The 21792-nt window shown below is 68.3% G+C and carries 22 protein-coding genes; 18 read left to right on the forward strand and 4 right to left on the reverse strand.

The features are described 5' to 3' along the window. Positions 1–89: 89 nt before the first annotated feature. On the forward strand, positions 90–1427 hold the full coding sequence (locus tag HNQ79_RS08075) for an Nramp family divalent metal transporter (protein WP_185028440.1): 1338 nt from the start codon (positions 90–92) through the stop codon (positions 1425–1427). Between the two features lie 93 nt (positions 1428–1520). Here the strand turns inward: HNQ79_RS08075 and HNQ79_RS08080 are convergent, their stop codons facing one another. Beyond that, positions 1521–2558 (reverse strand): chitinase, encoded by a 1038-nt coding sequence (locus HNQ79_RS08080; protein ID WP_185028789.1) that lies wholly within the window; start codon positions 2556–2558, stop codon positions 1521–1523. Positions 2559–2981: 423 nt separating this feature from the next. Between HNQ79_RS08080 and HNQ79_RS08085 the strand changes: the two genes are divergently transcribed. The 16 genes from HNQ79_RS08085 to HNQ79_RS08160 all read left to right on the forward strand — a co-directional run bounded on the left by HNQ79_RS08085 (position 2982) and on the right by HNQ79_RS08160 (position 17575). Then, positions 2982–3833 (forward strand): zinc ribbon domain-containing protein, encoded by an 852-nt coding sequence (locus tag HNQ79_RS08085; protein ID WP_185028442.1) that lies wholly within the window; start codon positions 2982–2984, stop codon positions 3831–3833. A gap of 100 nt (positions 3834–3933) precedes the next feature. After that, a complete protein-coding gene (gene cpaB, locus HNQ79_RS08090) occupies positions 3934–4653 on the forward strand; it encodes a Flp pilus assembly protein CpaB (protein WP_185028444.1) in 720 nt (239 codons plus the stop codon). Between the two features lie 199 nt (positions 4654–4852). Then, positions 4853–6493 (forward strand): CpaE/TadZ family protein, encoded by a 1641-nt coding sequence (locus HNQ79_RS08095; RefSeq protein WP_185028446.1) that lies wholly within the window; start codon positions 4853–4855, stop codon positions 6491–6493. A 236-nt stretch (positions 6494–6729) separates the two neighbouring features. Continuing rightward, positions 6730–7068, forward strand: a complete 339-nt coding sequence (locus HNQ79_RS34435; RefSeq protein ID WP_229923322.1) for a TadE family protein — start codon at positions 6730–6732, stop codon at positions 7066–7068. Positions 7069–7161: 93 nt separating this feature from the next. Further along, positions 7162–8505: a TadA family conjugal transfer-associated ATPase gene (locus tag HNQ79_RS08105; RefSeq protein ID WP_185028450.1), complete on the forward strand. Its 1344-nt coding sequence runs from the start codon at positions 7162–7164 to the stop codon at positions 8503–8505. 8 nt (positions 8506–8513) lie between these two features. Next, positions 8514–9467 (forward strand): type II secretion system F family protein, encoded by a 954-nt coding sequence (locus tag HNQ79_RS08110; RefSeq protein WP_185028452.1) that lies wholly within the window; start codon positions 8514–8516, stop codon positions 9465–9467. 15 nt (positions 9468–9482) lie between these two features. After that, the gene (locus HNQ79_RS08115; protein ID WP_185028454.1) at positions 9483–10391 is read left to right on the forward strand and encodes a DUF5936 domain-containing protein; all 909 of its coding nucleotides are present in this window, start codon (positions 9483–9485) and stop codon (positions 10389–10391) included. Position 10392: 1 nt separating this feature from the next. Beyond that, entirely contained in the window at positions 10393–11931 is a 1539-nt protein-coding gene (locus tag HNQ79_RS08120) for a sensor histidine kinase (RefSeq protein WP_221507458.1), read from the forward strand. Between the two features lie 106 nt (positions 11932–12037). After that, on the forward strand, positions 12038–13027 hold the full coding sequence (locus HNQ79_RS08125) for a response regulator (RefSeq protein ID WP_373312505.1): 990 nt from the start codon (positions 12038–12040) through the stop codon (positions 13025–13027). A gap of 215 nt (positions 13028–13242) precedes the next feature. Continuing rightward, positions 13243–13455: a hypothetical protein gene (locus tag HNQ79_RS08130; protein WP_185028458.1), complete on the forward strand. Its 213-nt coding sequence runs from the start codon at positions 13243–13245 to the stop codon at positions 13453–13455. Further along, on the forward strand, positions 13452–14066 hold the full coding sequence (locus HNQ79_RS08135; RefSeq protein WP_373312517.1) for a pilus assembly protein TadG-related protein: 615 nt from the start codon (positions 13452–13454) through the stop codon (positions 14064–14066). The genes HNQ79_RS08130 and HNQ79_RS08135 overlap by 4 nt, the downstream gene beginning before the upstream one ends. A 32-nt stretch (positions 14067–14098) precedes the next feature. After that, the gene (locus HNQ79_RS08140) at positions 14099–14701 is read left to right on the forward strand and encodes a hypothetical protein (protein WP_185028461.1); all 603 of its coding nucleotides are present in this window, start codon (positions 14099–14101) and stop codon (positions 14699–14701) included. A gap of 3 nt (positions 14702–14704) precedes the next feature. Further along, positions 14705–15385, forward strand: coding sequence for an OmpA family protein (locus tag HNQ79_RS08145; RefSeq protein WP_185028463.1), 681 nt, complete (start codon positions 14705–14707; stop codon positions 15383–15385). 909 nt (positions 15386–16294) lie between these two features. Further along, on the forward strand, positions 16295–16621 hold the full coding sequence (locus HNQ79_RS08150; protein ID WP_185028465.1) for a hypothetical protein: 327 nt from the start codon (positions 16295–16297) through the stop codon (positions 16619–16621). A gap of 96 nt (positions 16622–16717) precedes the next feature. After that, a complete protein-coding gene (locus HNQ79_RS08155) occupies positions 16718–17101 on the forward strand; it encodes a hypothetical protein (protein ID WP_185028467.1) in 384 nt (127 codons plus the stop codon). Positions 17102–17203: 102 nt separating this feature from the next. After that, complete coding sequence (locus HNQ79_RS08160) at positions 17204–17575, forward strand: hypothetical protein (protein WP_221507459.1); 372 nt, start codon at positions 17204–17206, stop codon at positions 17573–17575. Positions 17576–17863: 288 nt separating this feature from the next. On the opposite strand, the gene HNQ79_RS08165 is transcribed toward HNQ79_RS08160, so the two are convergent. The 3 genes from HNQ79_RS08165 to HNQ79_RS08175 all read right to left on the reverse strand — a co-directional run bounded on the left by HNQ79_RS08165 (position 17864) and on the right by HNQ79_RS08175 (position 20912). Next, positions 17864–19081: a hypothetical protein gene (locus HNQ79_RS08165; protein ID WP_185028471.1), complete on the reverse strand. Its 1218-nt coding sequence runs from the start codon at positions 19079–19081 to the stop codon at positions 17864–17866. Positions 19082–19857: 776 nt separating this feature from the next. Continuing rightward, a complete protein-coding gene (locus HNQ79_RS08170; RefSeq protein WP_185028473.1) occupies positions 19858–20049 on the reverse strand; it encodes a hypothetical protein in 192 nt (63 codons plus the stop codon). Between the two features lie 11 nt (positions 20050–20060). Continuing rightward, positions 20061–20912: a helix-turn-helix domain-containing protein gene (locus HNQ79_RS08175; RefSeq protein ID WP_185028475.1), complete on the reverse strand. Its 852-nt coding sequence runs from the start codon at positions 20910–20912 to the stop codon at positions 20061–20063. A 329-nt stretch (positions 20913–21241) separates the two neighbouring features. On the opposite strand from HNQ79_RS08175, the gene HNQ79_RS08180 reads away from it, so the two are divergent. Beyond that, on the forward strand, positions 21242–21682 hold the full coding sequence (locus HNQ79_RS08180; RefSeq protein WP_185028477.1) for an ATP-binding protein: 441 nt from the start codon (positions 21242–21244) through the stop codon (positions 21680–21682). Positions 21683–21792 lie beyond the last annotated feature (110 nt).

The following is a 21792-nucleotide window of genomic DNA, read 5'->3' on the forward strand; positions in this document are numbered from 1 at the left end:
CGACGAATCCCGCCGCCCCCTTGCGCGGGCCCGCCCGTCCCCCTTTAGGTGATCCAGATCATCAGGGGGACGAGCGGGAGGAACGCACCATGGCCGACAGCGTGCAGGGCAGCGGCAGCACCGGAGTGCCGCCGGGAGCGGACGCGGGCGAGGCGTCCCGTCCCCGCAAGTCGAGCTGGAAGTACATCGGCCCCGGCATCGTGGTCGCCGCCACCGGCGTCGGCGCGGGTGACCTGGTCGCGACACTGATCGCGGGCAGCAAGTTCGGGTACACCCTCATGTGGGCGGCCGTCATCGGCTGCGTCGTGAAGATCGCGCTCGCCGAGGCCACCGGCCGCTGGCACCTGTCCACCGGCCGCACCCTCTTCGAGGGCTGGCGCAGCCTCGGCCAGTGGACCACCTGGTACTTCGCGGTGTACGTCGTGATCTGGGGCTTCATCTACGGGGCGACGGCGATGTCCTCGTCCGCCCTGCCCGTCGTGGCGCTGTTCCCGGACGGGCCGAGCCTGAAGTTCTGGGCCATCGTCTGCGGGCTGGCCGGTCTGGTCTTCGTCTGGTTCAACAGGTACGCCGTCTTCGAGAAGGTCATGACGGTCCTGGTCGGGATCATGTTCGTAGTGGTCGTGTACGTGGCGATCCGGGTCGGCCCGTCCGTCGGCAAGTCCTTCGCGGGCCTGGCCCCGGTCCTGCCGGACGGCTCGCTGCTCTACACGCTCGGCCTGATCGGTGGCGTCGGCGGCACCATCACCATGGCCGCGTACGGGTACTGGGTGAACGCCAAGGGCATGACCAACTCCTCCTGGATGAAGGTGATGCGCCTGGACAACCGGGTCGCCTACCTCACCACCGGCATCTTCGTCATCGCCATGCTGATCGTCGGCGCGGAACTGCTGCACTCCGCGAACCTGGCGCTCACCAAGGGCGACCGGGGGCTGATCGACCTGGGCAAGGTCCTGGAGGACCGGTTCGGCACGGTCACGTCCAAGCTGTTCCTCGTCGGCTTCTTCGCCACCTCCTTCTCCTCCCTCATCGGGGTGTGGCACGGCGTGAGCCTGATGTTCGCGGACTTCGTGGAGCGTTTCCGCCGCGACCGCGAGGGCGCACCGGTCGAGCTGGGCACGGCGGCGGAGGTCGCGGAGGGCAAGCGGGAGAAGTCGAAGTACTTCCGCTGGTACCTGCTGTGGCTGACGTTCCCGCCGATGGCACTGCTGTGGCTGGACCAGCCGTTCGGGCTGGTCGTCGTCTACGGGGTGCTCGGCGCGTTCTTCATGCCGTTCCTCGCTCTGACCCTGCTGTGGCTGCTCAACTCCTCGCGCACACCCGGCGAGTGGCGCAACGGCATCCTCAGCAACGTACTGCTGGCGGCGAGCGGGCTGCTGTTCGTGGTGTTGTGCGTGCAGCAGATCATCGAGGTGTTCAACAAGTAGCGGGGGACGGAGGCGGGGCCCGCACCCCCGCCTCCGTACCGCCGGGACCCGTACCGTACGAAGTCCCGGCGCCGTCCCGTCCGGCCGGTGCCGCTACCGCATCGCGCGCACCCGCGCGCCCACCGACCGCGACCACTCGTTGCCGTACGCCGCGTCCCAGTTCGTGGACCAGGCCATCGCGCCGCGCAGGGTCGGGTACTTCTTCTCCGGGGTGAACTTCCCGCAGCCGGTGCCGAGCGTCAGGCAGTCCAGCGCCTGGTTGACCACGGCGGGCTCGACGTACCCCGCGTCCTTGTTGCCCTTGTTGGTGGGCAGTCCCAGGCCCACCTGGGACGGGTCGAGGCCGCCGGTGAGCTGGATGCAGGCCTGCGCGGTGAGGAAGTCGACGGTGCCCTGCTGGTAGGTCCTGCCGTCGCAGCCCTTCATCGAACCCGAGTTGTAGAACTGGGTGTTGACGACCGTGAGGAAGTCCTTGATGTTGAGCGCGGTCTTGAAGTAGTCGCTGTCCTTGGACTGCATGTCGACGGTCTGCGGAGCCATCGTGACGACCAGCTCGGGGCCGGCCTTCCGGTGCAGGGCCTTGAGGGCCCGCGTCATGTACTCGGCGTTGAGGCCGTTCTCCAGGTCGATGTCGACGCCGTCGAAGCCGTACTCCGTCATCAGCTTGTGCACGGAGTCCGTGAAGCGCTGCGCGGCCACCCCGCCGTCCACCTCGACCTTGCCGTGTTCGCCGCCCACCGAGATGATCACCGACTTGCCGGCCGCGCGCTTGGCGGCGATGTCCGCCTTGAACTGCTCGACGGTGTATCCGCCGAGCGCCTTGGAGTTCAGCTTGAAGCCCACCTCGCCGCGCTCGCCCGCCAGGTCGGCGAAGGAGACGGCGATGATGTCGTACGCGTCGGGCACCTCGCTCAGCTTCTGCACCTTCGACTCGTTGGCGAAGTTCTGCCAGTAGCCGGTGAGGGCGTGCGCGGGGACCTGCGGCGCCCCCAGGGCCTTGCGCCCGGCCGGATCCGGGACGGGCTTCGAGGCGGGCGCGCTGCTGCCGGAGGTGCCGGCGTCGTTCGGGGCGCCGGGGGACGAGCACGCCCCGAGGGCCCCGGTGCACAGGGCGACCACCGCCGCACCCATCGTGAGCCGGCGGGTTCGGGTGGTGCTCGGCACGTTCTGCCTCCAGGTCGTCACGGACGGATCACGGCCCCCATTGTCGGCTGCATCGCGCCCCGGCGTCGAAACTTGGCCCGAAACCCTCTCCCGCGAACCCCAAACGGAACGCATGATCACAAGCGGTAGTAACGCAGTGACGTGCGGTCGCCAGGTTCCACAACGAGCAAACGGAACGAAAACCCAAGCGCATCAAGATCAACTCTTCGGCGATCGGGGGCAGTTCGAGTGACGTGCGGGATCGATGGAACCTGTTCTCTGCCACGTATGACGTGGTTAAAGTGCTGAGGCACCCTGTGCTGAGCGAATGAGTGAACGAGAACAGGTGCGGGTACCGGAACGGACGGGCAACGGGGGAGCGGGGTCAGCGACGTGCCGACAGCGATAGCCGTGACCAGCGCGGACCTGGTGCTGCCCCCGACCGATCCGCAGACCCCGACGGCCGCCGTCCTCCAGGGCCCCGGCACCCAGTCCCTGGACGAGGCCCTCGCCGACATGAACGTGCTGCTGGAGCGGCACGGCCACGTCGTCGCCCTCTACCCGGCGTCGATCCCCGCCGCCCACGAGCGGCGCATGCACGCGGTCCGCTCGGTCATGGAGACCGACCGCATCGCCCTCCTCAAGATCGACCTGCCGCCGCTCGGCATCGCGGTCCTCGCCCGTCAGCTCCGCCAGCTCTCCGTGTGCGACTTCAGTGCGGGTGTCGTCGCCTCCGCGGCCCGCCTGCTGTCCCACTACGTGTACGCGGGCGCCCTGCTCTCCTCCGTCGCCAAGCTCGACCGCATCCCGGTCAGCCTCAAGTCGCACGCCAAGTCGTGGATGCCGGGCAGCCAGTTCGCCGTACTCGCGAACCCGGAACCGCAGCTGATCAAGCTCGGCGGCGAGGACACCACCCTGTCCGGCCCCGAGTTCGCCACCCAGCTCGCCTTCGCCCGCGGACAGCAGGCCTCCGACTGGGTCACCGAGACCCTCGCCCCCGGCTGGCAGGTCCAGCGCGCCCAGGAGGTCGACCTCCCGGCCGCCTCCCCGGCCTGGTGGGGGACGACCAAGCTGGTCGAGTTCGCCGCCTTCCTGCCGGAGATCTCGGTCCTGTACCAGCTGGTGTCCTCCGTACGGCGCGAGCAGTGCCACTGGTGCGGCATACAGCTGATAGGGGACCGCTGCGGATTCTGCTCCGCCCCGGTCGCCCCGAACGAGAACCATCCGCACGCCGTCGGTGTCCTCCACCGCGGGCCCACCTAGACCTCCCGTACCGCTCCCGCCCCGCCGCACGCGCACCACCACGCTCACCGTCCGTCGATCCGCACCGGGTCCCACGTTCCTGATCGAGGTAGCACGCCACATGAACTCACGTCAGCGTCGCGGCATCATCCTGCTGCTCCTGTCGGTCCTGTGCGCCGTCGGCGCGTTCGTCGGCGTGCTCTCGGTGATCCGCGACGTGAACTCGAAGGTCGGCCCGGAGGTGACGGCGTACCGGCTCAAGGGGGACGTGGCCCCGTACCGCAAGCTCAGCGAGGCGCAGTTCGAGAAGGTCGAGATGCCCAAACGGTGGCTCTCCGACAACGCGGTCACCGACATCTCCGAGATCCGCGGCAAGATCGCCGTCACCCAGCTCAAAGCGGGCTCCCTGCTCCAGACCGACATGCTGGTGAAGAAGCCCGAACTCCAGGCGGGCGAACAGGAGATCGCCATCATGATCGACGCCGAGACGGGCGTCGCGGGCAAGATCACCCCGGGTTCGAAGGTCAATGTGTACGCCACCTTCGAGGGCGACGAGTCGAAGGCACAGAAAGCGGTGAACGAGTCCTGGGTGATCGTCACGGGAGCACGTGTCATCGACGTCGGCAAGATCACCCCGCTGGAGCCGGGCAAGGACGACCGCAACCGCAAGATGAAGGACGCCGTCCCGATCACCTTCGCGCTCAACACCCGCGACGCCCAGCGCATCGCCTACGCCGAGACGTTCGCCGAGCACGTACGGCTGGCCCGCATCCCCGACGGCAGCGACCCGAACGTCACCCCGCGCGACCGGATCTACGACCTCCCCGGGGACAGGTCGTGACCTGGCCCCAGGCACCGTCCCGCACCCCGGCGTCGACGCGCGGGCGGTCGGTCCCGGCGCGGACGCGGGAGCACGTGGCCCCGGCGTGGACGCGGGGACAGGGCATCCCCGCGGTGACGTGCGGGCAGGAACCCCCGGCGGAAACGCACGGGCAGGACGTACCGGCAGTGACTTGCGGACAAGTAGTGAGGACGCCCGCATGACGACTCGTATCCTCCCGGCGGTGGGCGACCCGGACGCCGCCCGCGCCATCACCACGCTCCTCAGCCAGCTCCCCGACGCCGAGCCGGCCTCCCCGGCGCCCGACTCCACCTCGCTCCTGGACACCCTCGCGAGACTGGCCTCGGAGTCCCTCGACGAGCTGCCCGAGGTCGTCCTCGTCCACGAACGCATCGGCCCGGTACCGGCGTTGGAGGTGATCCGCGAGGTCGCCCTGCGCTTCCCGGCGGTCGGCGTCGTCCTCATCTCCGCCGACACCAGCCCGCACCTGTTCACCGCCGCGATGGACTCGGGGGCCAGAGGGCTCGTCGGACTGCCGCTGGGTTACGAGGAGCTGGCGGTCCGCGTGCAGAACGCGGCGTCCTGGTCGGTGGGGGTGCGACGCCACCTCGGAGCCGGGGCGGACGTCTTCAGCGGGCCGGGCGGCAGCGTCGTCACGGTGACCGGCGCGAAGGGCGGCATGGGCGCCACCCTGATCTCCGTCCAACTCGCCCTCGCCGCGCGGGCGTCCGGCAAGACGGTCGCCCTCGTCGACCTGGACCTCCAGTCCGGGGACGTCGCCTCCTACCTCGACGTACAGTTCCGCCGCTCGATCGTCGACCTCGCCGGGATCTCCGACATCTCGCCGCGCGTCCTCCAGGACGCCCTGTTCACCCACGCCACCGGCATCGGCCTGCTGCTCGCCCCGGCGGAGGGCGAACGCGGCGAGGAGGTCACCGACCGGGTGGCCCGCCAGGTCGTCAGCGCCCTGCGCAACCGGTACGAGGTCGTGGTCGTCGACTGCGGCACCCAGATGAACAGCGCGAACGCCGCCGCCGTCGAGATGGCGGACCAGGCGCTGCTCGTCGTCACCCCGGACGTGATCGCCGTACGCGCCGCCAAGCGCATGGTCCGGCTCTGGGACCGCCTCCAGATCCGCAAGGCGGAGGAGACCGTGACGGTCGTCAACCGTCACACCCGCAACACCGAAATCCAGCCACCCCTGGTGGAACGCATCACCGGCACGAAGGTCGCGCGCAGCGCGATCCCCTCCCACTACAAGGAACTCCAGTCGGCGGCCGACGCGGGCCGCCTCCAGGACCTGGACAGCCGCAGCACCGTCAAGCAGAGCATCTGGGCACTCGCAGGGGAGCTGGGGCTCGTGAAGGCAGCGGAAACGTCGTCGGGCGGCAGAGGGAGCCGCGCCGCCCGCACCAACGACCGGGGCTCCATCGGCTTCCTCGGCCGCAAGGAACGGGCCCGCGGCCCGCACGGCGACAAGGGGGCCGTCTCCGCCGAATTCGCCGGGATGTTCCCGCTGATCCTGCTCGTGATGGTGATCATGTGGCAGGCGGCCGTCTGGGGCTACACGTACTCCCTGGCGGGCAACGCGGCGGACGAGGGGGCGCGGGCGGGCACGGCGGCGTACGGGGCGGGAGGCACCGGCAACGCGGAATGCGAGGCAGCGATCCGCCGCCACCTCCCGGGCAACTGGGAGGTCGCGAACACCGACTGCAACCCCGCAGGCAACCTCTACAAAGCCAAGGTCACCCTGACGACCCCGATCCTCTTCCCGGGCGTGGGCAACTTCGGCTGGGAAAGCGAAGGCGAAGCAGGCGCAGCCCTGGAGGGAGACAACTAATGCATTCCCACACCTACGCCCGCCGCCTTGGACGGCGCTGCCGCCCCCTCGGGCCGCACGCCCTCTCCCCGGTAGCCGCCTTGGGCGGCGGGGCCGCCCCCCGGGGGCGGAACGGGCGGGCAAGGGGGCGGCCCCCCACCGGAGGTGCACCCCACCGCCGTACGCCCCGCCACCCCCGTACGCCCACGTCCGCCACCCCCGCCCCCACCCACCCCCGAGCGCCCCGCGACCAAGGCGTGGCCGCCATCGAATTCGCCGGCTTCCTCCCCATCCTCCTCCTCGTCGCCCTCGCCGCCATCCAGCTCGGCATCGCCGGATACGCCTCCCTCCAGGCCAACTCCGCCGCCCGCGCCGGCGCCCGCATCGAGTCCCAGGAGGCCTACCGGGGCCAGTGCACGGCTGCCGGCGAGGCAGCCATGAGCGGTTGGCTGGTCTCCCGCGGCGGCACTGTCACGTGCAGTGACGGGGACATCGTCACCGCCACCGCGACGGTCCCGGTCCCGTCCCTGATCCCCGGCTTCACCTTCGGCCCCATCGAGAAGTCCGTCGCCATGCCCTCCGACGACGTCCCGTAAAAGGACCAGCACTCCCACCCCACCCACCCCGCCAGGAACCAGCCCCCGCCCCCGCACCCCCGCACCACACCGCGAAAACCCGAGGAGCCCCCCATGAGCCTGCGGCAACGCATCGCCGCCCCCGAGGAGTCCGGCGGGGGCCGGGAGGACGGCCATCTGGTCGCCACCTACCGGGGAAAGCTGCTCGAAGAGATCGACCTCGCGGAGATGTCCTCCCTCGCTGCCGCCGAACGCCGCGCCCGCCTCGAACGCGTCCTCGGCCACATCATCAGCCGCGAGGGCCCCGTCCTCTCCACCTCCGAGCGCTCCCAGCTGATCCGCCGCGTCGTCGACGAAGCCCTCGGCCTGGGCGTCCTCGAACCGCTCCTCGAAGACGCCTCCATCACCGAGATCATGGTCAACGGCCCGGACTCGATATTCGTCGAGCGGGCCGGCCGCGTGGAGCAGCTCCCGATGCGCTTCGCGTCGAACGAGCAGCTCATGCAGACCATCGAGCGCATCGTCTCCACGGTCAACCGCCGCGTCGACGAGTCGAATCCGATGGTCGACGCCCGCCTGCCCTCCGGCGAGCGCGTCAACGTGATCATTCCACCGCTGTCGCTGACCGGCCCCACCCTCACCATCCGCCGCTTCCCCAAGGCCTACCGCCTGGACGAGCTGATCGGCCTGGGCACCCTGGACCACCAGATGCTGATGCTCCTGTCGGCGTTCGTACGGTCCCGCTTCAACGTGATCGTCTCCGGCGGCACCGGCTCCGGGAAGACCACCCTCCTCAACGCCCTCTCCGGCCTCATCCCCGACCACGAGCGCATCATCACCGTCGAGGACGCCGCCGAACTGCAGCTCCAGCAGGCGCACGTCATCCGCCTGGAAACCCGCCCGCCGAACGTCGAGGGCAAGGGCCAGATCACCATCCGCGACCTCGTCCGCAACTCGCTGCGCATGCGCCCCGACCGCATCATCGTCGGCGAGGTCCGCGGCGGCGAGACCCTCGACATGCTCCAGGCCATGTCGACGGGCCACGACGGCTCCCTCGCCACCGTCCACTCCAACAGCGCCGAGGACGCCCTGATGCGGCTCCAGACCCTCGGCTCCATGTCGGAGGTGGAGATCCCCTTCGAAGCCCTGAAGGACCAGATCAACAGCGCCATCGACGTGATCGTCCAGCTCAGCCGCATGGCCGACGGCACCCGCAAGATCAGCGAGATCGTCATCCTCGTCAGCCACGGCCGCGAGCAGTTCCAGATCGCGACGGTCTCCCGCTTCCTCGCCCAGGCGATGAGCCCCGACCGGGTGGTCCACGGCCGGTTCGAGCACCTCCCGCTGCCCCGCCGCGTCGCGGAGCGCCTCTACCTCGCGGGCGAGCCGATCCCGCCCGCGTTCGGCGTGGTCGACGACCCGCTCCAAGACTCCCTCTACGTCCGAGAGGCCCAGTAGGTACGGCCATGGGTATCGATCCGAACCTCAGCAACCCCGCCCTCCTGGCGGTCGGCGCCACGCTCCTCGCCTGCGTGCTCGCCACCATCGGCGTGCACTCGTACACCTCCGGCCGGGCCCAGCGCGCCGCCCTGGAGAACCGCCTCGCGCTCACCACCGGACACGACACCGGCCGCCGCCGCAACTTCCGCGGCCTGGACCGCCGGCTGCGCAGGACGGCTCTCGGCAAGCGTCTCCAGCACCGGCTGGCCGCCACCGGACTGGACGTCACGCCCGGCGAGTTCTTCGTGTACGTACTGGGGGGCGTCGTCGCGCTGTGGCTGATCGCCTCTTCCGTTCTCGCGCCCTTCTTCGGACCGATCGCGGGTCTGGTGGCGATCTGGGCGGCGTCCACGTTCCTCAACTGGCAGCGTCAGAAGCGCATCGAGGCGTTCATCAACCAGCTCCCCGACCTCTCCCGCATCCTCGCCAACGCCACCGCAGCGGGCCTTGCCCTCCGTACGGCGCTGAGCATGGCGGCGGAGGAGCTGGAGGCACCGGCGGGCGAGGAACTCGCGACCGTCGCCAACCAGTTGTCCGTCGGCCGTTCCATCGACGACGCCCTCGGTGAACTCGCCGAACGCCTGCCCTCCCGCGAACTCGTCGTCCTCGTCACCACCCTCGTCCTGTCCAACCGGGCGGGCGGCACCGTCGTCGGCTCCCTGCGCAACCTCACCGAGACCCTGGAGGAGCGCAAGGAGACCCGGCGCGAGGTCCGCACGATGCTCTCCGAGGTCAACGCGACCGCCTACACGGTCCCGCTGCTCGGCCTCGGCGCCATGATCATGCTCAACACCATGACCCCCGGCTCGATGGCGAAGATGACCGGCAGCCCCGTCGGCCAGATCGTCGTCGCGGTCGCCGTCGGCCTCTACGCCCTCGGCTTCATCGCGATGCGCCGACTCGGCAAGATCGACGTCTGAGGAGGCGCGCCCGACATGTCACCACTCAGCGGCCTGACCGGCCTGCTCCTCGCCCTCGCCGTCGGGCTGAGCGTCGCGGGGATCGCGTACGGCATCAAGCTCTACCGCGCCGAGGCCAAAGTCCCCGGAGACCTCGCCGTCGCCCTGGAAGTGGGCGCCTCCCGCGTCTCCGCGACGGAATCCGTCATCGACCGCTTCGGCATGCGCTTCGCCCCGGCGGTCCTCTCCGCCATGGGCCCCACCCTCGTCGACAAGAAGCGCCGCAAGATCGACACGGCCGGAAACCCCGGCGGCCTCACCATCGACCGCTACGCCGCCCGCCGCGCCGCGTACGGCCTGTTCGGCGGCGTCACCGCCTTCCTGTGCCTGGTCAACGGCTTCACGCTGTTCGCCGTGTTCTGCCTGGCGTACGGGTGGTTCGCGGCGGACGCGCTGATCTGGCAGGCGATCCGCGCCCGCAAGGACGTCATCGAACGCACCCTCCCGGACTTCCTCGACGTCCTCGCCGTCGTCGTCTCCGCCGGCCTCGGCTTCCGGCAGGCCCTCGACCGGGTCGCCGAACGGTACGAAGGCCCCTGGGCCGACGAACTGCGCATCACCCTGCGGCAGATGGACATGGGCGTCAGCCGCCGCATCGCCTTCGAGGAACTGCGCAGGCGCAACGAGTCCGAACAGGTCTCCCAGTTCGTCACCGCTCTCCAGCAGGGCGAGGAACTCGGCGCACCCATCGCCGACACCCTCATCCAGATCGCAAACGACATGCGCCGCACGGACGCCCAGAACTCCCGCCGCCGGGCCGCCAAGGCGATCCCGAAAACCACCGTGGTGACCCTCACCTTCATGGTCCCGGCGACGTTGCTCCTCATCGTCGCCAACATGTTCCTCGGCTCCGGCGCGGACTTCGGCTCCATCTTCGGAGGCTGACATGCCCGCCCCCGCCGAACCACCCCGCTTCCCGGAGCCCCCCTGCCCTCCAGAACCTCCCCCGCCCTCCGACCCCGCCACCCGCCCGGAACGCCGCCCCCTGGCCGCCTCCGCCCTCCCGGGGCCCGGCGCTCCCACCGACCCCGCCACCCACCCCGAGCCCTCCCCTCCGGCCGCCTCCGCTCTCCGGGGATTCAACGCCCCCACCGGCCCCGCCCCGCTCCCCGGCCCTTCCGCTCTCGCCGACGGCGCCCCCGCGCCCTCTGCTCTCGTCGGAGACGCCCTCGCCGCATCCGCTCTCGCCGACGACGCACCCGCCCCCTCCCTCCCGATCCAGATCAACGCCCTGCAAGCCCTCTGCCGCCAGCTCTTCGGCTTCCGGCTGGCCATGATCGCCCTCGGTGCGCCCCTCGCCCTGAGCCGTGCCCAGGGCCCCTTCGGCACATACCTCGTCGGCGGAGCCGTCATCGTCACGGTCGTCGGCAGTTACGCCATGCTCCGCGACTGGGAGACCTTCGCACCCCTCCTCATCAAGTACCGCTCGCTCATGGCCGCCGACCTCGTCTTCGGTTCCGTCCTGCTCCTCACCGCGTCCCCCGACTCCGCCCTCGGCTACGCCACCGTGTGCACGCCCCTGCTCGCCGGACTGCTCTACGGCTGGCGCGGCGCGGGCATCTTCGCCGCCGTGCAGATCCTGATCCTGCTCGCGGTGTACGCGGCCTGGGCGGCCCGCATGTCGGGCCCGGCCAGCACGCTCCTCATCAGCGGCTTCTGCGTGGCCGCCGGGGTGGTCGGCGTGACGCTGCGCAACCTGGTGTTCCGCTTCGGCGAAGCCACCGTCGCCCTCTCGGAGGTCAAGGCCCGCCTCGCCGTCACGGACGCCGTCGGCGAGGAGCGCGCGCGCCTGGCCCGCGAGATGCACGACTCGGTGGCGAAGACCCTGCACGGAGTGGCCCTCGCCGCCGACGGCCTCGCCGCCTCCGCCGACCGCATGGACGCCCGTACGGTCAAACACCAGGCGGGCCTGGTCGCCCGTTCCGCCCGCCGCGCGGCGGCCGAGTCCCGCGAGATCCTCTCCGACCTGCGCCGCCGCACGGACCCCAACGATTCCGGAGTGGACCTACGGGAGGAACTCGCGGCCCGCACCAAGGACTTCGAGGCCCGCACGGGCGTCCCGACAGCCCTCCTCAACCGCCTCCCCGAGCCCGGAACGCTCTCCGTCCCGTACGCGGTGGCCCGCCAGCTCGTCACCATCACCACCGAGGCCCTGGACAACAGCCACCGCCACGCGCGAGCACAGCACGTCACCGTCGAGCTGGCCGCCCTGGACAACGTGTTGCGCATCAGCATCCGCGACGACGGCACGGGTCTGCCGAAGGACCTGAGCCTGGACGACCTGCGCAAGTCGGGCCACTTCGGCCTGCTTGGCATGGTGGAACGCGCGGCAGGCATCGGCGCCCGCCTCCGCATCGGCCGAGGCCGTTCCCCCGCCGGCACCGAAGTCCGCCTGGAGCTCCCCCTGGCGGCCCTCCCGCCGTAGTCGCCTTGGGTGGCGGGGCCGCCCGCCCTACCCCTGTAGCCCCTTGGGCGGCGGGGCCGCCCCCCGGGGGCAAAACGGGCGGGCAAGGGGGCGGCCCCACCGGACGGTGCACCCCCCACCCCACGCCCCGCCACCCCACGTACGCCCCCCGCTCGCCCACCCCGCACCCCCTCCCCGAGAGGAGGCCCCAATGCCCACCTCCCCAACCCCCCTCCGCATCCTCATCGCCGACGACAACCCCGTAGTACGGGCCGGCCTGACCGCCCTCCTCGACGCCCGCGAGGACATCCACGTGGTGGCGGAGGCCACCGACGGCCAAGAGGCCCTCGCCGCCGCCGAACGCTCCCGCCCGGACGTGGTCCTGCTCGACGTACGGATGCCGGGCGTCGACGGCATCTCCGCCCTCCCGCACCTCGCGAAGGTCGCCCCGGTGATGATGCTGACGTACAGCAGCGAGAACGAGGTCGTGCAGGAGGCCCTCCGCCTGGGCGCCGGTGGCTACGTGGTCCACGGCGAGTTCACCGCCGACCAACTGGTCGCCGCGGTGCGTGACTTACAGGCCGGTCGGGCTTACTTCACGACCTCCGCCCAGAACGCCCTGCTCGCCCACATGCGAGCCGACCGGCACGAAGGCGGCACGGCGACGGCAGGCGCCCACCCCCTCCCGGACGGCCTCGGCACGGCATACACGACGGCCGTCCCGCACGGCGGGCGCACCACGACTGCACAGAACAGCGGAGGCCACGGTTGGGAGCCACCTGTCTCAAGTTCTAAGTCATCCCGCCAAACCGCTTCGCAGGTGCAACCGGTTGTGGCACATTATTCGTCGAGGCATACGAGGAGCACGGTCAACAAGCGGCAGTTTGGCCTGAGTTCGAGGGAGGTGGAGGTCATGGACCTGATTGCGGCCGGTATGAGCAACCAGCAAATCGCCGTCACCTGCTTCATCAGCGAGAAAACGGTCAAGAACCACATCAACCGCATCTTCGCGAAGCTGCACAGTGCCAGCCGCAGCGAAGCCATCGCGACGTGGATCGGGACCCGTACGGCGACGGGCGGCATCGGCAGCGGGGGAGGGGTGATCGGTCATGGCTGAACCGAGAAACGATACGGGCCTGCACACACTCCCGCCCCGCACCCCGGGCCCGGCCCACCACACGCTTTGGGCCCGCATTTGGGCCCACGGACCCTGCGCCGGGACCCGCCTCCCGGCATACGTTCCGTACGTCGCGAGCGAGACGGCCCGGGAGACGAGCGGGGACGCGAGCGGCGCTACTGGCCGAGAGACCTTGGGACCCGGAGGGGCACCGCATGCAGAAAACGTTGGTCGCCATCAACACGTGGCGCAACACGGTCGTCAGCAAGATGCGGGAGCGCGCGGACGAGGGCGCGAGCGTGGTGGAGTACGCGGGCTTGGTGGTGATCATCGCGCTGATCGTGGTGGCGGTGAATGCGTTGAACTTGGATACGACGATCTCGACGGCAATCGGCGAGGCGGTTGCCGACATCACTGGCGGTGGCTGACAGTCGCTAGCAAGCAACGCGACCGAGGGCAGGCGTTCCCCATCTACATCATGTCGGTGGGGCTCCTGCTCTTTGTCGCGTTTGCCCTCTTCGTCTTCGCCCAGGCCGCCTCTGCCCGCAGTGGCGGCCAGTCTGCTGCCGACGCGTCAGCACTTGCGGCCGCGCAGGAAGCTCGGGACGAGTACGCCGAAAACTTCTTCCGCGATATCGCCGATCCAGGGACGTGGGGCCAATGGCTGCGAGGCCAGGGCGATGTGACCAACGGTGCGGACGGAGCAACAGCACTTGCCAACCAGAACCAGTCGGATGTGATTGCCGGGCCGAACTCAGGGTTCGAGGACAATTCTCCTACTCGGCAGGTGAGAATCGAGACCCGTTTTACGGGCGGTGACTCGGTCATCCCCGATATCGAGACCAGCACGGCCGAGGCCGAAGCTACTGCGGTGATTGAGCCCCGCTGCTTCATCGGCCCGGAAAGTGATCCACTTAAGTTGGTCTTCGTCCACTGTGAGGACGAAATGATCTGGGAGGTCGACCCGAAAAAGGTCGTGGACCTGCCGGGCCTGTTGCCGGAGCCGAAAGACCTGTTCAACGTTCATCTGGTCAAGTAGCGAGCGAACGACAAGCAAAGGAATAACTGTTGATGAGTATGCGGCGCACCATGAAGGCCCGAAGGGCACTGACCGCGGTGGCGATCACGACTGGCTTGGGTTTCTCGGTGGCCGGATGCGGTGGTGATGAGGGAGGGGACAAGCCGAAGACTGCCAGCTCGCCGTCTCAGGGGCCCGGCGAGCAGCCTGACCAGAAGCCTGAGGAGGTCACTCCGCAACCGCCTACGAGTGACGCGGTGCTGGCTGAGGTCAAGGGTGGTGACAACCACACTCTCACTATCAACTCAGCCGTTCGTGATGCCGGTGGGTTTGTAACCATCAGCGGCAAGGTAAAGAACGGAAAAGGCGGTTTCTGGAATCCGGCGGATTGGAAAGGAACGGAGAAAGAGCTTTCTGGAAATTCCGCCTCCATGGCCGGCGCGTCATTGGTGGATGGGGTCGGAAAGAAGAAGTACCTAGTCCTTCGGGACACTGATGGTCGTTGTCTGTGCACCAAGTTTGGTGGCGGCTTCAAGGCTGGTGAGGAAAAATCGTTCTTCGCGCAGTTCCCAGCTCCACCGGCAACCACTACGAAGGTAGACTTCCAGATTGCGGACCTGCCCCCCGCTGCCATCGAAATCTCCGAGGGGGAGTAACCAATGCCGTTTCCTCTCGCGCGAAGTCGCCCAGCCCCGCTGACGGTATCGACGCTCGCGACGGCTCTGGTAATTTCAACTGTTTGGGCTGCTAACGCCTACGCCGAACCCACCCCCGACACCAGCCAGCCCCCCGGCAGCACGACCACCCAAGAACCCCCCAAGGTCGATGCCAACGCCCCCGGCCTCAAGATCAGCGACGGCGGCACTCTAGCCCCCGCCCGAGTCATCGACATCAAATCCGTCGTCGAAGACCTCGGCGGCGAAGAGCGCCGTGAAGACACCAACTCGGACGTCAAGTTCGCCCTCCAGGCCGAAGTCCTCTTCCCCAAGGACAGCGCCAAGCTGATGCCCGAGGCCTCCGCCCGCATCAAGGCCATCGCGCAGGAGGCGCAGGCGAACAAGGCGACGAAGGTCCGCGTCTTCGGGTTCACGGACAACCTCGGCTCCTACGAGCACGGCAAGGTGTTGTCCAAGAAGCGGGCCGACATGGTTCAGATCGAGTTGAACAGAACCCTCGGTTCCAACGTCACCTTCGAGGTGCGCGGTTACAGCGAGGACTACCCGATCGCAGACAACAGCAACGAAGAGGGCCGCAAGAAAAACCGACGCGTCGAAGTCTCCTTCCCGCGCGGCGAAGGCCCGAACGCCAACACCGATTCCGGCGCGGGTACCGGCACCTGAGGCTCACCGGCCGGACGAGCGGCCCGACGGCAGCCGGTCGTCCGGCCCGAGCGCCCCGCAGGCGAACAGGAAGGTCACCAAGTCGGCCTCGGAGCGCCCCGTTCATGCACCGTGCCGGCCGCCGCTGTACGAGCGACAGCAAGAGAACGAAGGAGCGCGCCGCAGAGCGCTTATACCGCCCAGGACCGCGACCCGGCCACCGTCCGGTGCCACGGACCACCAGTACGGAACAGAGGCAGGGACCGGCCCGACCGAGCCCGTGGCCGCACGGGCTCGATGACCCCGGAGACCGCGGACGCGTCACTGTCGGCGACCCCGCCCCGCTCACCCCTCGCGCAGAACCCTGGCAACGACGACCAGTCCAGACGCCCCCGGCCAGGCGGCAGGTGCACTTCCGGCCGACGATCTCAGTCGGCGAACTCGCCCCGGGCGAAGGCCCGCGAGAAGGCACTCAACGCGAAGAACTCCCCTCGCCGCAGGTCACGGTGCGTTCGTCCTGTGCTCCCCGGACCCGGCCAGTCGCACGCCAGCAGTCGCGCTGGGCCTGTCGCGGCTCTCGGAAACACCGAAACAGGCTCACCTGCCCCCAAAGCACAGAACCTTGCATGCCGTGACGCACATCACAGGGGCGCCTGGCCGCTACCCACCGTGTGCACGCATGCGATGTTCCCACTCGCCCTGGCACCTCTTATTGGCTCATGTCGGATTCATGGTCCAATTTGATTCCCCCCACCTCTGTCACCCTCTGCGAGTGAATGCACCAGCGAGCTCGACCCGTCCTTTACCACTTGATTTCCCTCACCTATGATCAGCGCCCACCGGGGGAACTTTCCCGAGCTCTCTCAAAATATTCTGCAGTCACGTGGGGAAAGTGAAGAACAAGTGAAGAAGACTTTTGCTCGTATAGCTGTGACAGGAGCGGCTGTTGCCGCGACGCTCGTCGCGACAGCGACTCCGGCTCTGGCCGACTCCGACATCACGCTCAACAGCAATCGTGGCTACATGACGTACAAGGACAGTGTGGACGTCTTCCAGATCTGCGACATGAACCCCGACGGCCACGGGGTCCATGGACTTCTGACGAAAACGGGCACGGGGAACGTCATGCACATCGACGACGGTGGTGACGAGAACTGCGACAAGCAGGGTTACAACGTGGACTCCGCGCAGTACCGTATGAGCTTTTTTTGGGACGGTGGCGGCCCCGTCCAGTACTCCAGGTACTTCAGCGAGTAGGCCTGCCGACGCAGTCTGCCCTGCGTCCTTCTCCGCTCGACAAGAAGTGCGTCTTCCATTGGGCTGCCGGGCAGTCCAGTAGAGAATGAGGAAGCAATGCGTAGATCGTTCACCCGCGTAGCCGTCACCGGCGCAGCCGCCGCCACGTTGCTAGCCGCTACGGCGACTCCGGCCCTGGCCGACTCCGACATCATCCTGAAGTTCCAGCACGGCTATTTCCTCTACCACGACAATGGCGACGTGTTCGAGGTCTGCGACACCAAGGCGGACGGCCACGGCGTCACGGGCGTGCTGCTGGAGAACAACGACAACAGCCCTGTGCCGGGATTCGGCGAGATTCTCCGGGTTGACGACGGTGGCGACGCCGGTTGTGACAAGAAGGGTCACGACGTCCAGAAGTCCCCATCGTACACCTATCAGATGAGGCTCCACTGGAATGGTGGTGGCGGCACGTTGGCGTCGAAGTCGTTCCGGGAATAGCGCACCTGCGTCCCAGAAAGTTTGGCGTCGATCAGAGGGGACCCGTTCTTTCGGGTCAGCGCATTCCAAGGGGAAGATTCGTTGAGCAGTTCATTCAGGCGATTGGCTGTGGGCGCTGCCGCGCTCGCCACGGTGCTCGGCACAGTGGCATCGCCGGCCCACGCCGTCGAGGCGGGCGAGGCGGGTGCCTCCCGCGCCAGTAACACCGACATCTTCGTCAAGAGCAGTCGCGGCTACATGCTCTTCCATGATGACGGGGATGTCTTCGAGATCTGTGACACCAATGCGGACGGGCACGGTGTGGAAGGCCAGTTGGTCGACTACTTCACCGGCACCACCTACCTGTACCTCGACGACGGCGGCGACAAAGGCTGCGACAAGAAGGGGTACGACATCGGCGCGAACTACTACGTGATGCACTTCTGGTGGTCGGGTGACGGCATCGTCCGCAAGTCCGGAAGGTTCAACGAGTAGATCGGCCGCGGGCCGCTTGACCGGAAAACAACCGCGGCTCTGAGCCGTTGTTGTGAGACCGGGGAGGACTCCTGCCCGGGAGGTGGGTCGACCAGAGCGACCCTCCTGAGCAGGAGTCCAGCGGGACACGGTCGTCAACCGCGCTTTCGCGAAGGCCGCGTTGTCCAGGCCCCGGCCCGGTTCCCTTCGGCCACGGTGGGCGGACGGCGCTGCGTGCCGGTGCCCGGGCGGCGGGCTGACCCGCACGACCGAGGGCAAGGACCCTTGCAGTAGCCGGTGCTGCGCAGCTCAGCGCCTCGTGAACACCGGATTCCAGCGGCCGTCGTAGTGGAGCTTCGCCTCGCGGAAACCGGAGAGCGGCGTCACGGTCTCGTCCTCCGGACCGACCAGGATCAGCTGGTTGCGGAACTCCCCCCGGCCGGGGTCGCACTGCTCGGGATCGCAGCTCCAGGCAACGAGGTGCTTGTCGTCCGCCCACGCGAGCAACTGCTGCCCGGGTACCAGTGCGGCTCGCTTACCGGTCCTGGCATCCAGCACCTCGGAGATGATCTGACCCTTCTTCCCCGCGAACGAGCCGGCCACCAGATTCCCATCGGGAGACAGACCCGCCTCCGCGTAGTCCAGATGCGCCTCCGCCTTCGGAGCCTGGGTCTCGCTGCCCTTCAGGGTGTAGAAGATCCTGCCGGGATTGTCGGTCCGGTACTCCCACAGCAGCTTGCTGTCATGGCTCCAGCGGAAGTCCTTGCGCCCACCGCCCGGCATCAGCACCGCGGTCTTGTCGGCCGGTCGATCGGCGAAGTCCGCCTTGCCGGTAGCGACGTCGATGGCGTAGAAGCCGGTGCGGCTCGCTTTCGGCCCCGGCTGCTTCTTCCCGTTCACCTGTTGAGGCGTGTCCATGAACATCCGGTCCGGGTTGAGGCCGTATGCCGTTGCCAGCAGTTTCTTGCCGTCCGGTGAGAACTGCACGCCACCGACACCCTTGTCGACGTCGATCCAGCGCGTCACCTTGCCGGTGGCCAGGCTCAACAGCCCAACGCGCTTCGCAGGCAGCCCCCGCTCCAGCACGGCGGCTGTCTGCATCCCGGGAGCAACTGAGAGCCAGGCCCAATCGGTTTCCTCGTACCGCCCGGTGTTCGTATTGAGCAACCGCCAGTTGTACGTGCGAATGACGTCCCCGTTCGGCTGCTTCACATCCTTTGTGGTGTGGTAGGCCGAGAGGGCAATCTTTCCCGCCGCGATCAGGTCCCGCGGCGGTGACTGATCCGGACGGGCCGTAACGTCCGGGCCGGCGGACTTGGCGCTGGATTGCTGCCCTTGTTCGCCGTTGCCGCCCATGGTCAGAGTCACGGCAATTGCCGCTGCTGCAACGACCGCTGCGACGATGCCTGCCGCAACATACGCCCCGCGGCGCGACGGCCGCTGTTCCCGCTTGTTGCTGCCATTGGACGGGGGTACCTGAGGGGCGCTCTCCTCGGAGGTCGCGGGGGTCGCCTGATCAAATTTCACTTCGGTACCTTCAAAGGGGGCAGAGTGGCCAATGCATTCGGAGTCGCCGCCATCGTTATTTGCGATGCAGATGGCCCTATGTCTGTCTTCCCAGTCCACAGCCCATGTTGCGCCGAATTGCAGACGTCGTAGCGAGGAATGTCGTAGCGACAGCGACACCAGTCGCAGCTGTGCGTGCAAACGGACCCGAGGGGCTTTTCCTGCCTTCTCTGCGGAGTTTCGGAATAGCTAACTCCGTCAAAGCGCAGAGCAGTTCCACCCGATCGGCGCCGATCGTATGCCAGGATGATCGACTGGTCAATGAACTCCTGATAGCCCCACCACTGCACCCACTTTTTCCGGTTTCGGGCAGGGATATCTCCGACGCGCCGTTTCGTGTGGGTTCTCCGAGGGCTTCCGTGGACGTGGGTGTGTCCTGTTCCCGAGCGGCGTGCCGAAGCTGGCCGTGGTCCGGTGGTATCCGAAGGACTGCGTGGCGGAACAGTGCGAGATGCTTGCGCGGGCGGACCGGTGTTGCTGGGGGTATTTGCGCGGGCTGCGGCTGGGGGAGGGCCCATCACTTCCAGCCCATGCCAGGGCGGCTGATGTGAGGGCCGCCTCGGCCGGGCTGCGGTAGTTGATCGAGCGTCACCGCCTTGATCGTCGATGACACCGGCTTCTCATCGGGTCGTCGGCACTCGGGCGGAACCGGAGTCGCCGCGACTCCGGGCCAGCGGGGCGGGCTGCCCGAAGCCTTTCCCTCGCACGCGAAGTTCGCGGAGTCGTGGCGGCGCGCGTCAGAGGAGGTGGTCGGCCTTGCCGGCCTTGATGTCGAGGATGAGGTTGCGGAGAGCTTCGCGGGTGTCGGTGAGAGGGGTGTCCTCCTGTCCGAGGACGGCGATGTACGCGTTGTCGGCGTCGTCGGTCCCTATACGGAAGCAGTTCGCGCCTTCACCGCAGAAGGCTTCGTCCCAGTGGATGGTCGGCATGCCGGAATCTCCTAGAGCTGGTCGGCGATGGTACGGACGAAGGCGTGTGATTCGCGAGGGCTGAGGGCCACTTCGTGCATCCGGTCCAGCAGGGCACGGTACTTCCGGAGCTGCATGTCCGAATTGAGGAACTCGGGCCCGTGCGTGCTGTCCAACTCCACGACGTCCAGTTGTGGGACCTCACCCTCCGCGTAGATGACAGATTGCCCCGCGCCGGGGAAGCCGCCCGCTTTGAAGGGCACCACTTGGACGGTCACGTTGTCTCGCTCCGACACTTTCAGTACGTGTTCGAGTTGCCTCCTCGCGACCTTGGGGCCCCCGAACTCCATGCGCAGAGCAGCCTCGTGAATGACCAGGTCGACAGCAGGAGGGTCGGGCTTGTCCAGCGCGCGCTGGCGGGCCAGCCGATGGGCGACTCGGATATCGATCTCACGGCGCGGGATCGGAGGGATGACCTGCTCGAACACCGCGCGGGCGTGCTCCTCGGTGTCCAGCAGGCCAGGCATGTGTACTGACAGGGCGATACGGAGACGGCGCGCGTGCCACTCCATCTCGTCGATGTCGAGGATCGCGGCCGGCAGTTGTCCCCGGTACGACTCCCACCAGCCCTTTCCGCGAGTGGTCGCCATGCGTACCAGCGCTTCGACGTAGTCCTGGTCCGAGCAGCCATAGTTGGCCGCCAGGGTGCGCACCCGCACGGCGCTGACACCCACCCGCCCGGATTCCATGTTGGGCACGTTGGTGCGAGGTACGCCGAGTAGTCCGGCAGCGAACTCCACGGTCATGCCCGCGTCGATCCGCATCTTCCGCAGTTCGGAACCCACGCGTCGCTGGCGCTCGGTGGGTGTTCCTCTCGGCGACATGAGCCCCCTCTTGTCAGGCATAAAAGTCTGGCTCAGTCTGCCTCGGCGTCGCTCGGCCGGTCCACTTACGTACGGAGAGTATTTGCCATTCCACGGTACATGTACCGTGAGATGCCCTACAGTCAGTAACGCACCGACTACGCGACCGAGTTGGAAGTGCATCGCGCGAGCCTGCCCGAACCTCCATCCCTGGGAGGGGCAGCCTCGCGCCAGGGAGACAGGCCACTGCTCGACGACGTACCGGGGCGACGCGCAACACCCATGCCCAGCAAGGGAGTCCAATGATGACGTCGACGACGTCGAACCCGCTTCTCTGTCCGGTGGCCGCCATGCCGGACACTGCCCCGGCCAGAACCACTCACGCGGAGGCCGACGGCCTCGCGCTGAGCCTGACCGTCCCGGGCGAGGCCCGCAGTGCCGGGATCGTACGAACAGCCATGAACGCCGCCCTGCACGCCCACGGCCTGGACCGGTACGGGCTGGTGGCGACGCTCGCGGTCACCGAACTGATCGCCGCGGCTTGCAGATTGACGGACCGCGCGGACCTGTACGTCTCCCTGCGACACCGGGACGGTTCCTTGCGCCTGGTCGTCTGGGACCAGCATCCGCCACACGCGGAGCCGGACGCGGCGTCGCTGTGCTTCGTACGGCGGCGACGTGCCCTGTGGCTCACGTCGGAGGCGGTCGAGGACTGGGGCGGGGACTGGGGCGTGGAGGAGGCGCTGCCACCGCACCGGGGCGTCAAGTCCTGGGTGACGTTGCCACGCTGACGTGGGGCGCAGGGACCGCACGGTGCTCCCTGGGACGGGACGGGCCCCGGCGCGGGCGCCGCCCGACGGATGCTACGGACGCACCCGGGACGCCCGAGGCGGCGGCACCT

It is taken from the genome of Streptomyces candidus (assembly GCF_014207445.1).
In the GTDB taxonomy this organism is placed as follows: domain Bacteria; phylum Actinomycetota; class Actinomycetes; order Streptomycetales; family Streptomycetaceae; genus Streptomyces; species Streptomyces candidus.

Excerpts from the sequence above, each read along its gene's own strand:
- HNQ79_RS08175 (WP_185028475.1), bottom strand. The coding sequence starts at position 20,912 with ATGTCGCCGAGAGGAACACCCACCGAGCGCCAGCGACGCGTGGGTTCC.
- cpaB (WP_185028444.1), top strand. The coding sequence starts at position 3,934 with ATGAACTCACGTCAGCGTCGCGGCATCATCCTGCTGCTCCTGTCGGTC.
- HNQ79_RS08115 (WP_185028454.1), top strand. The coding sequence starts at position 9,483 with ATGTCACCACTCAGCGGCCTGACCGGCCTGCTCCTCGCCCTCGCCGTC.
- HNQ79_RS08120 (WP_221507458.1), top strand. The coding sequence starts at position 10,393 with ATGCCCGCCCCCGCCGAACCACCCCGCTTCCCGGAGCCCCCCTGCCCT.
- HNQ79_RS08140 (WP_185028461.1), top strand. The coding sequence starts at position 14,099 with ATGAGTATGCGGCGCACCATGAAGGCCCGAAGGGCACTGACCGCGGTG.
- HNQ79_RS08080 (WP_185028789.1), bottom strand. The coding sequence starts at position 2,558 with ATGGGTGCGGCGGTGGTCGCCCTGTGCACCGGGGCCCTCGGGGCGTGC.
- HNQ79_RS08105 (WP_185028450.1), top strand. The coding sequence starts at position 7,162 with ATGAGCCTGCGGCAACGCATCGCCGCCCCCGAGGAGTCCGGCGGGGGC.
- HNQ79_RS08170 (WP_185028473.1), bottom strand. The coding sequence starts at position 20,049 with ATGCCGACCATCCACTGGGACGAAGCCTTCTGCGGTGAAGGCGCGAAC.
- HNQ79_RS08130 (WP_185028458.1), top strand. The coding sequence starts at position 13,243 with ATGCAGAAAACGTTGGTCGCCATCAACACGTGGCGCAACACGGTCGTC.
- HNQ79_RS08075 (WP_185028440.1), top strand. The coding sequence starts at position 90 with ATGGCCGACAGCGTGCAGGGCAGCGGCAGCACCGGAGTGCCGCCGGGA.
- HNQ79_RS08145 (WP_185028463.1), top strand. The coding sequence starts at position 14,705 with ATGCCGTTTCCTCTCGCGCGAAGTCGCCCAGCCCCGCTGACGGTATCG.
- HNQ79_RS08095 (WP_185028446.1), top strand. The coding sequence starts at position 4,853 with ATGACGACTCGTATCCTCCCGGCGGTGGGCGACCCGGACGCCGCCCGC.
- HNQ79_RS08110 (WP_185028452.1), top strand. The coding sequence starts at position 8,514 with ATGGGTATCGATCCGAACCTCAGCAACCCCGCCCTCCTGGCGGTCGGC.
- HNQ79_RS08155 (WP_185028467.1), top strand. The coding sequence starts at position 16,718 with ATGCGTAGATCGTTCACCCGCGTAGCCGTCACCGGCGCAGCCGCCGCC.
- HNQ79_RS08180 (WP_185028477.1), top strand. The coding sequence starts at position 21,242 with ATGCCGGACACTGCCCCGGCCAGAACCACTCACGCGGAGGCCGACGGC.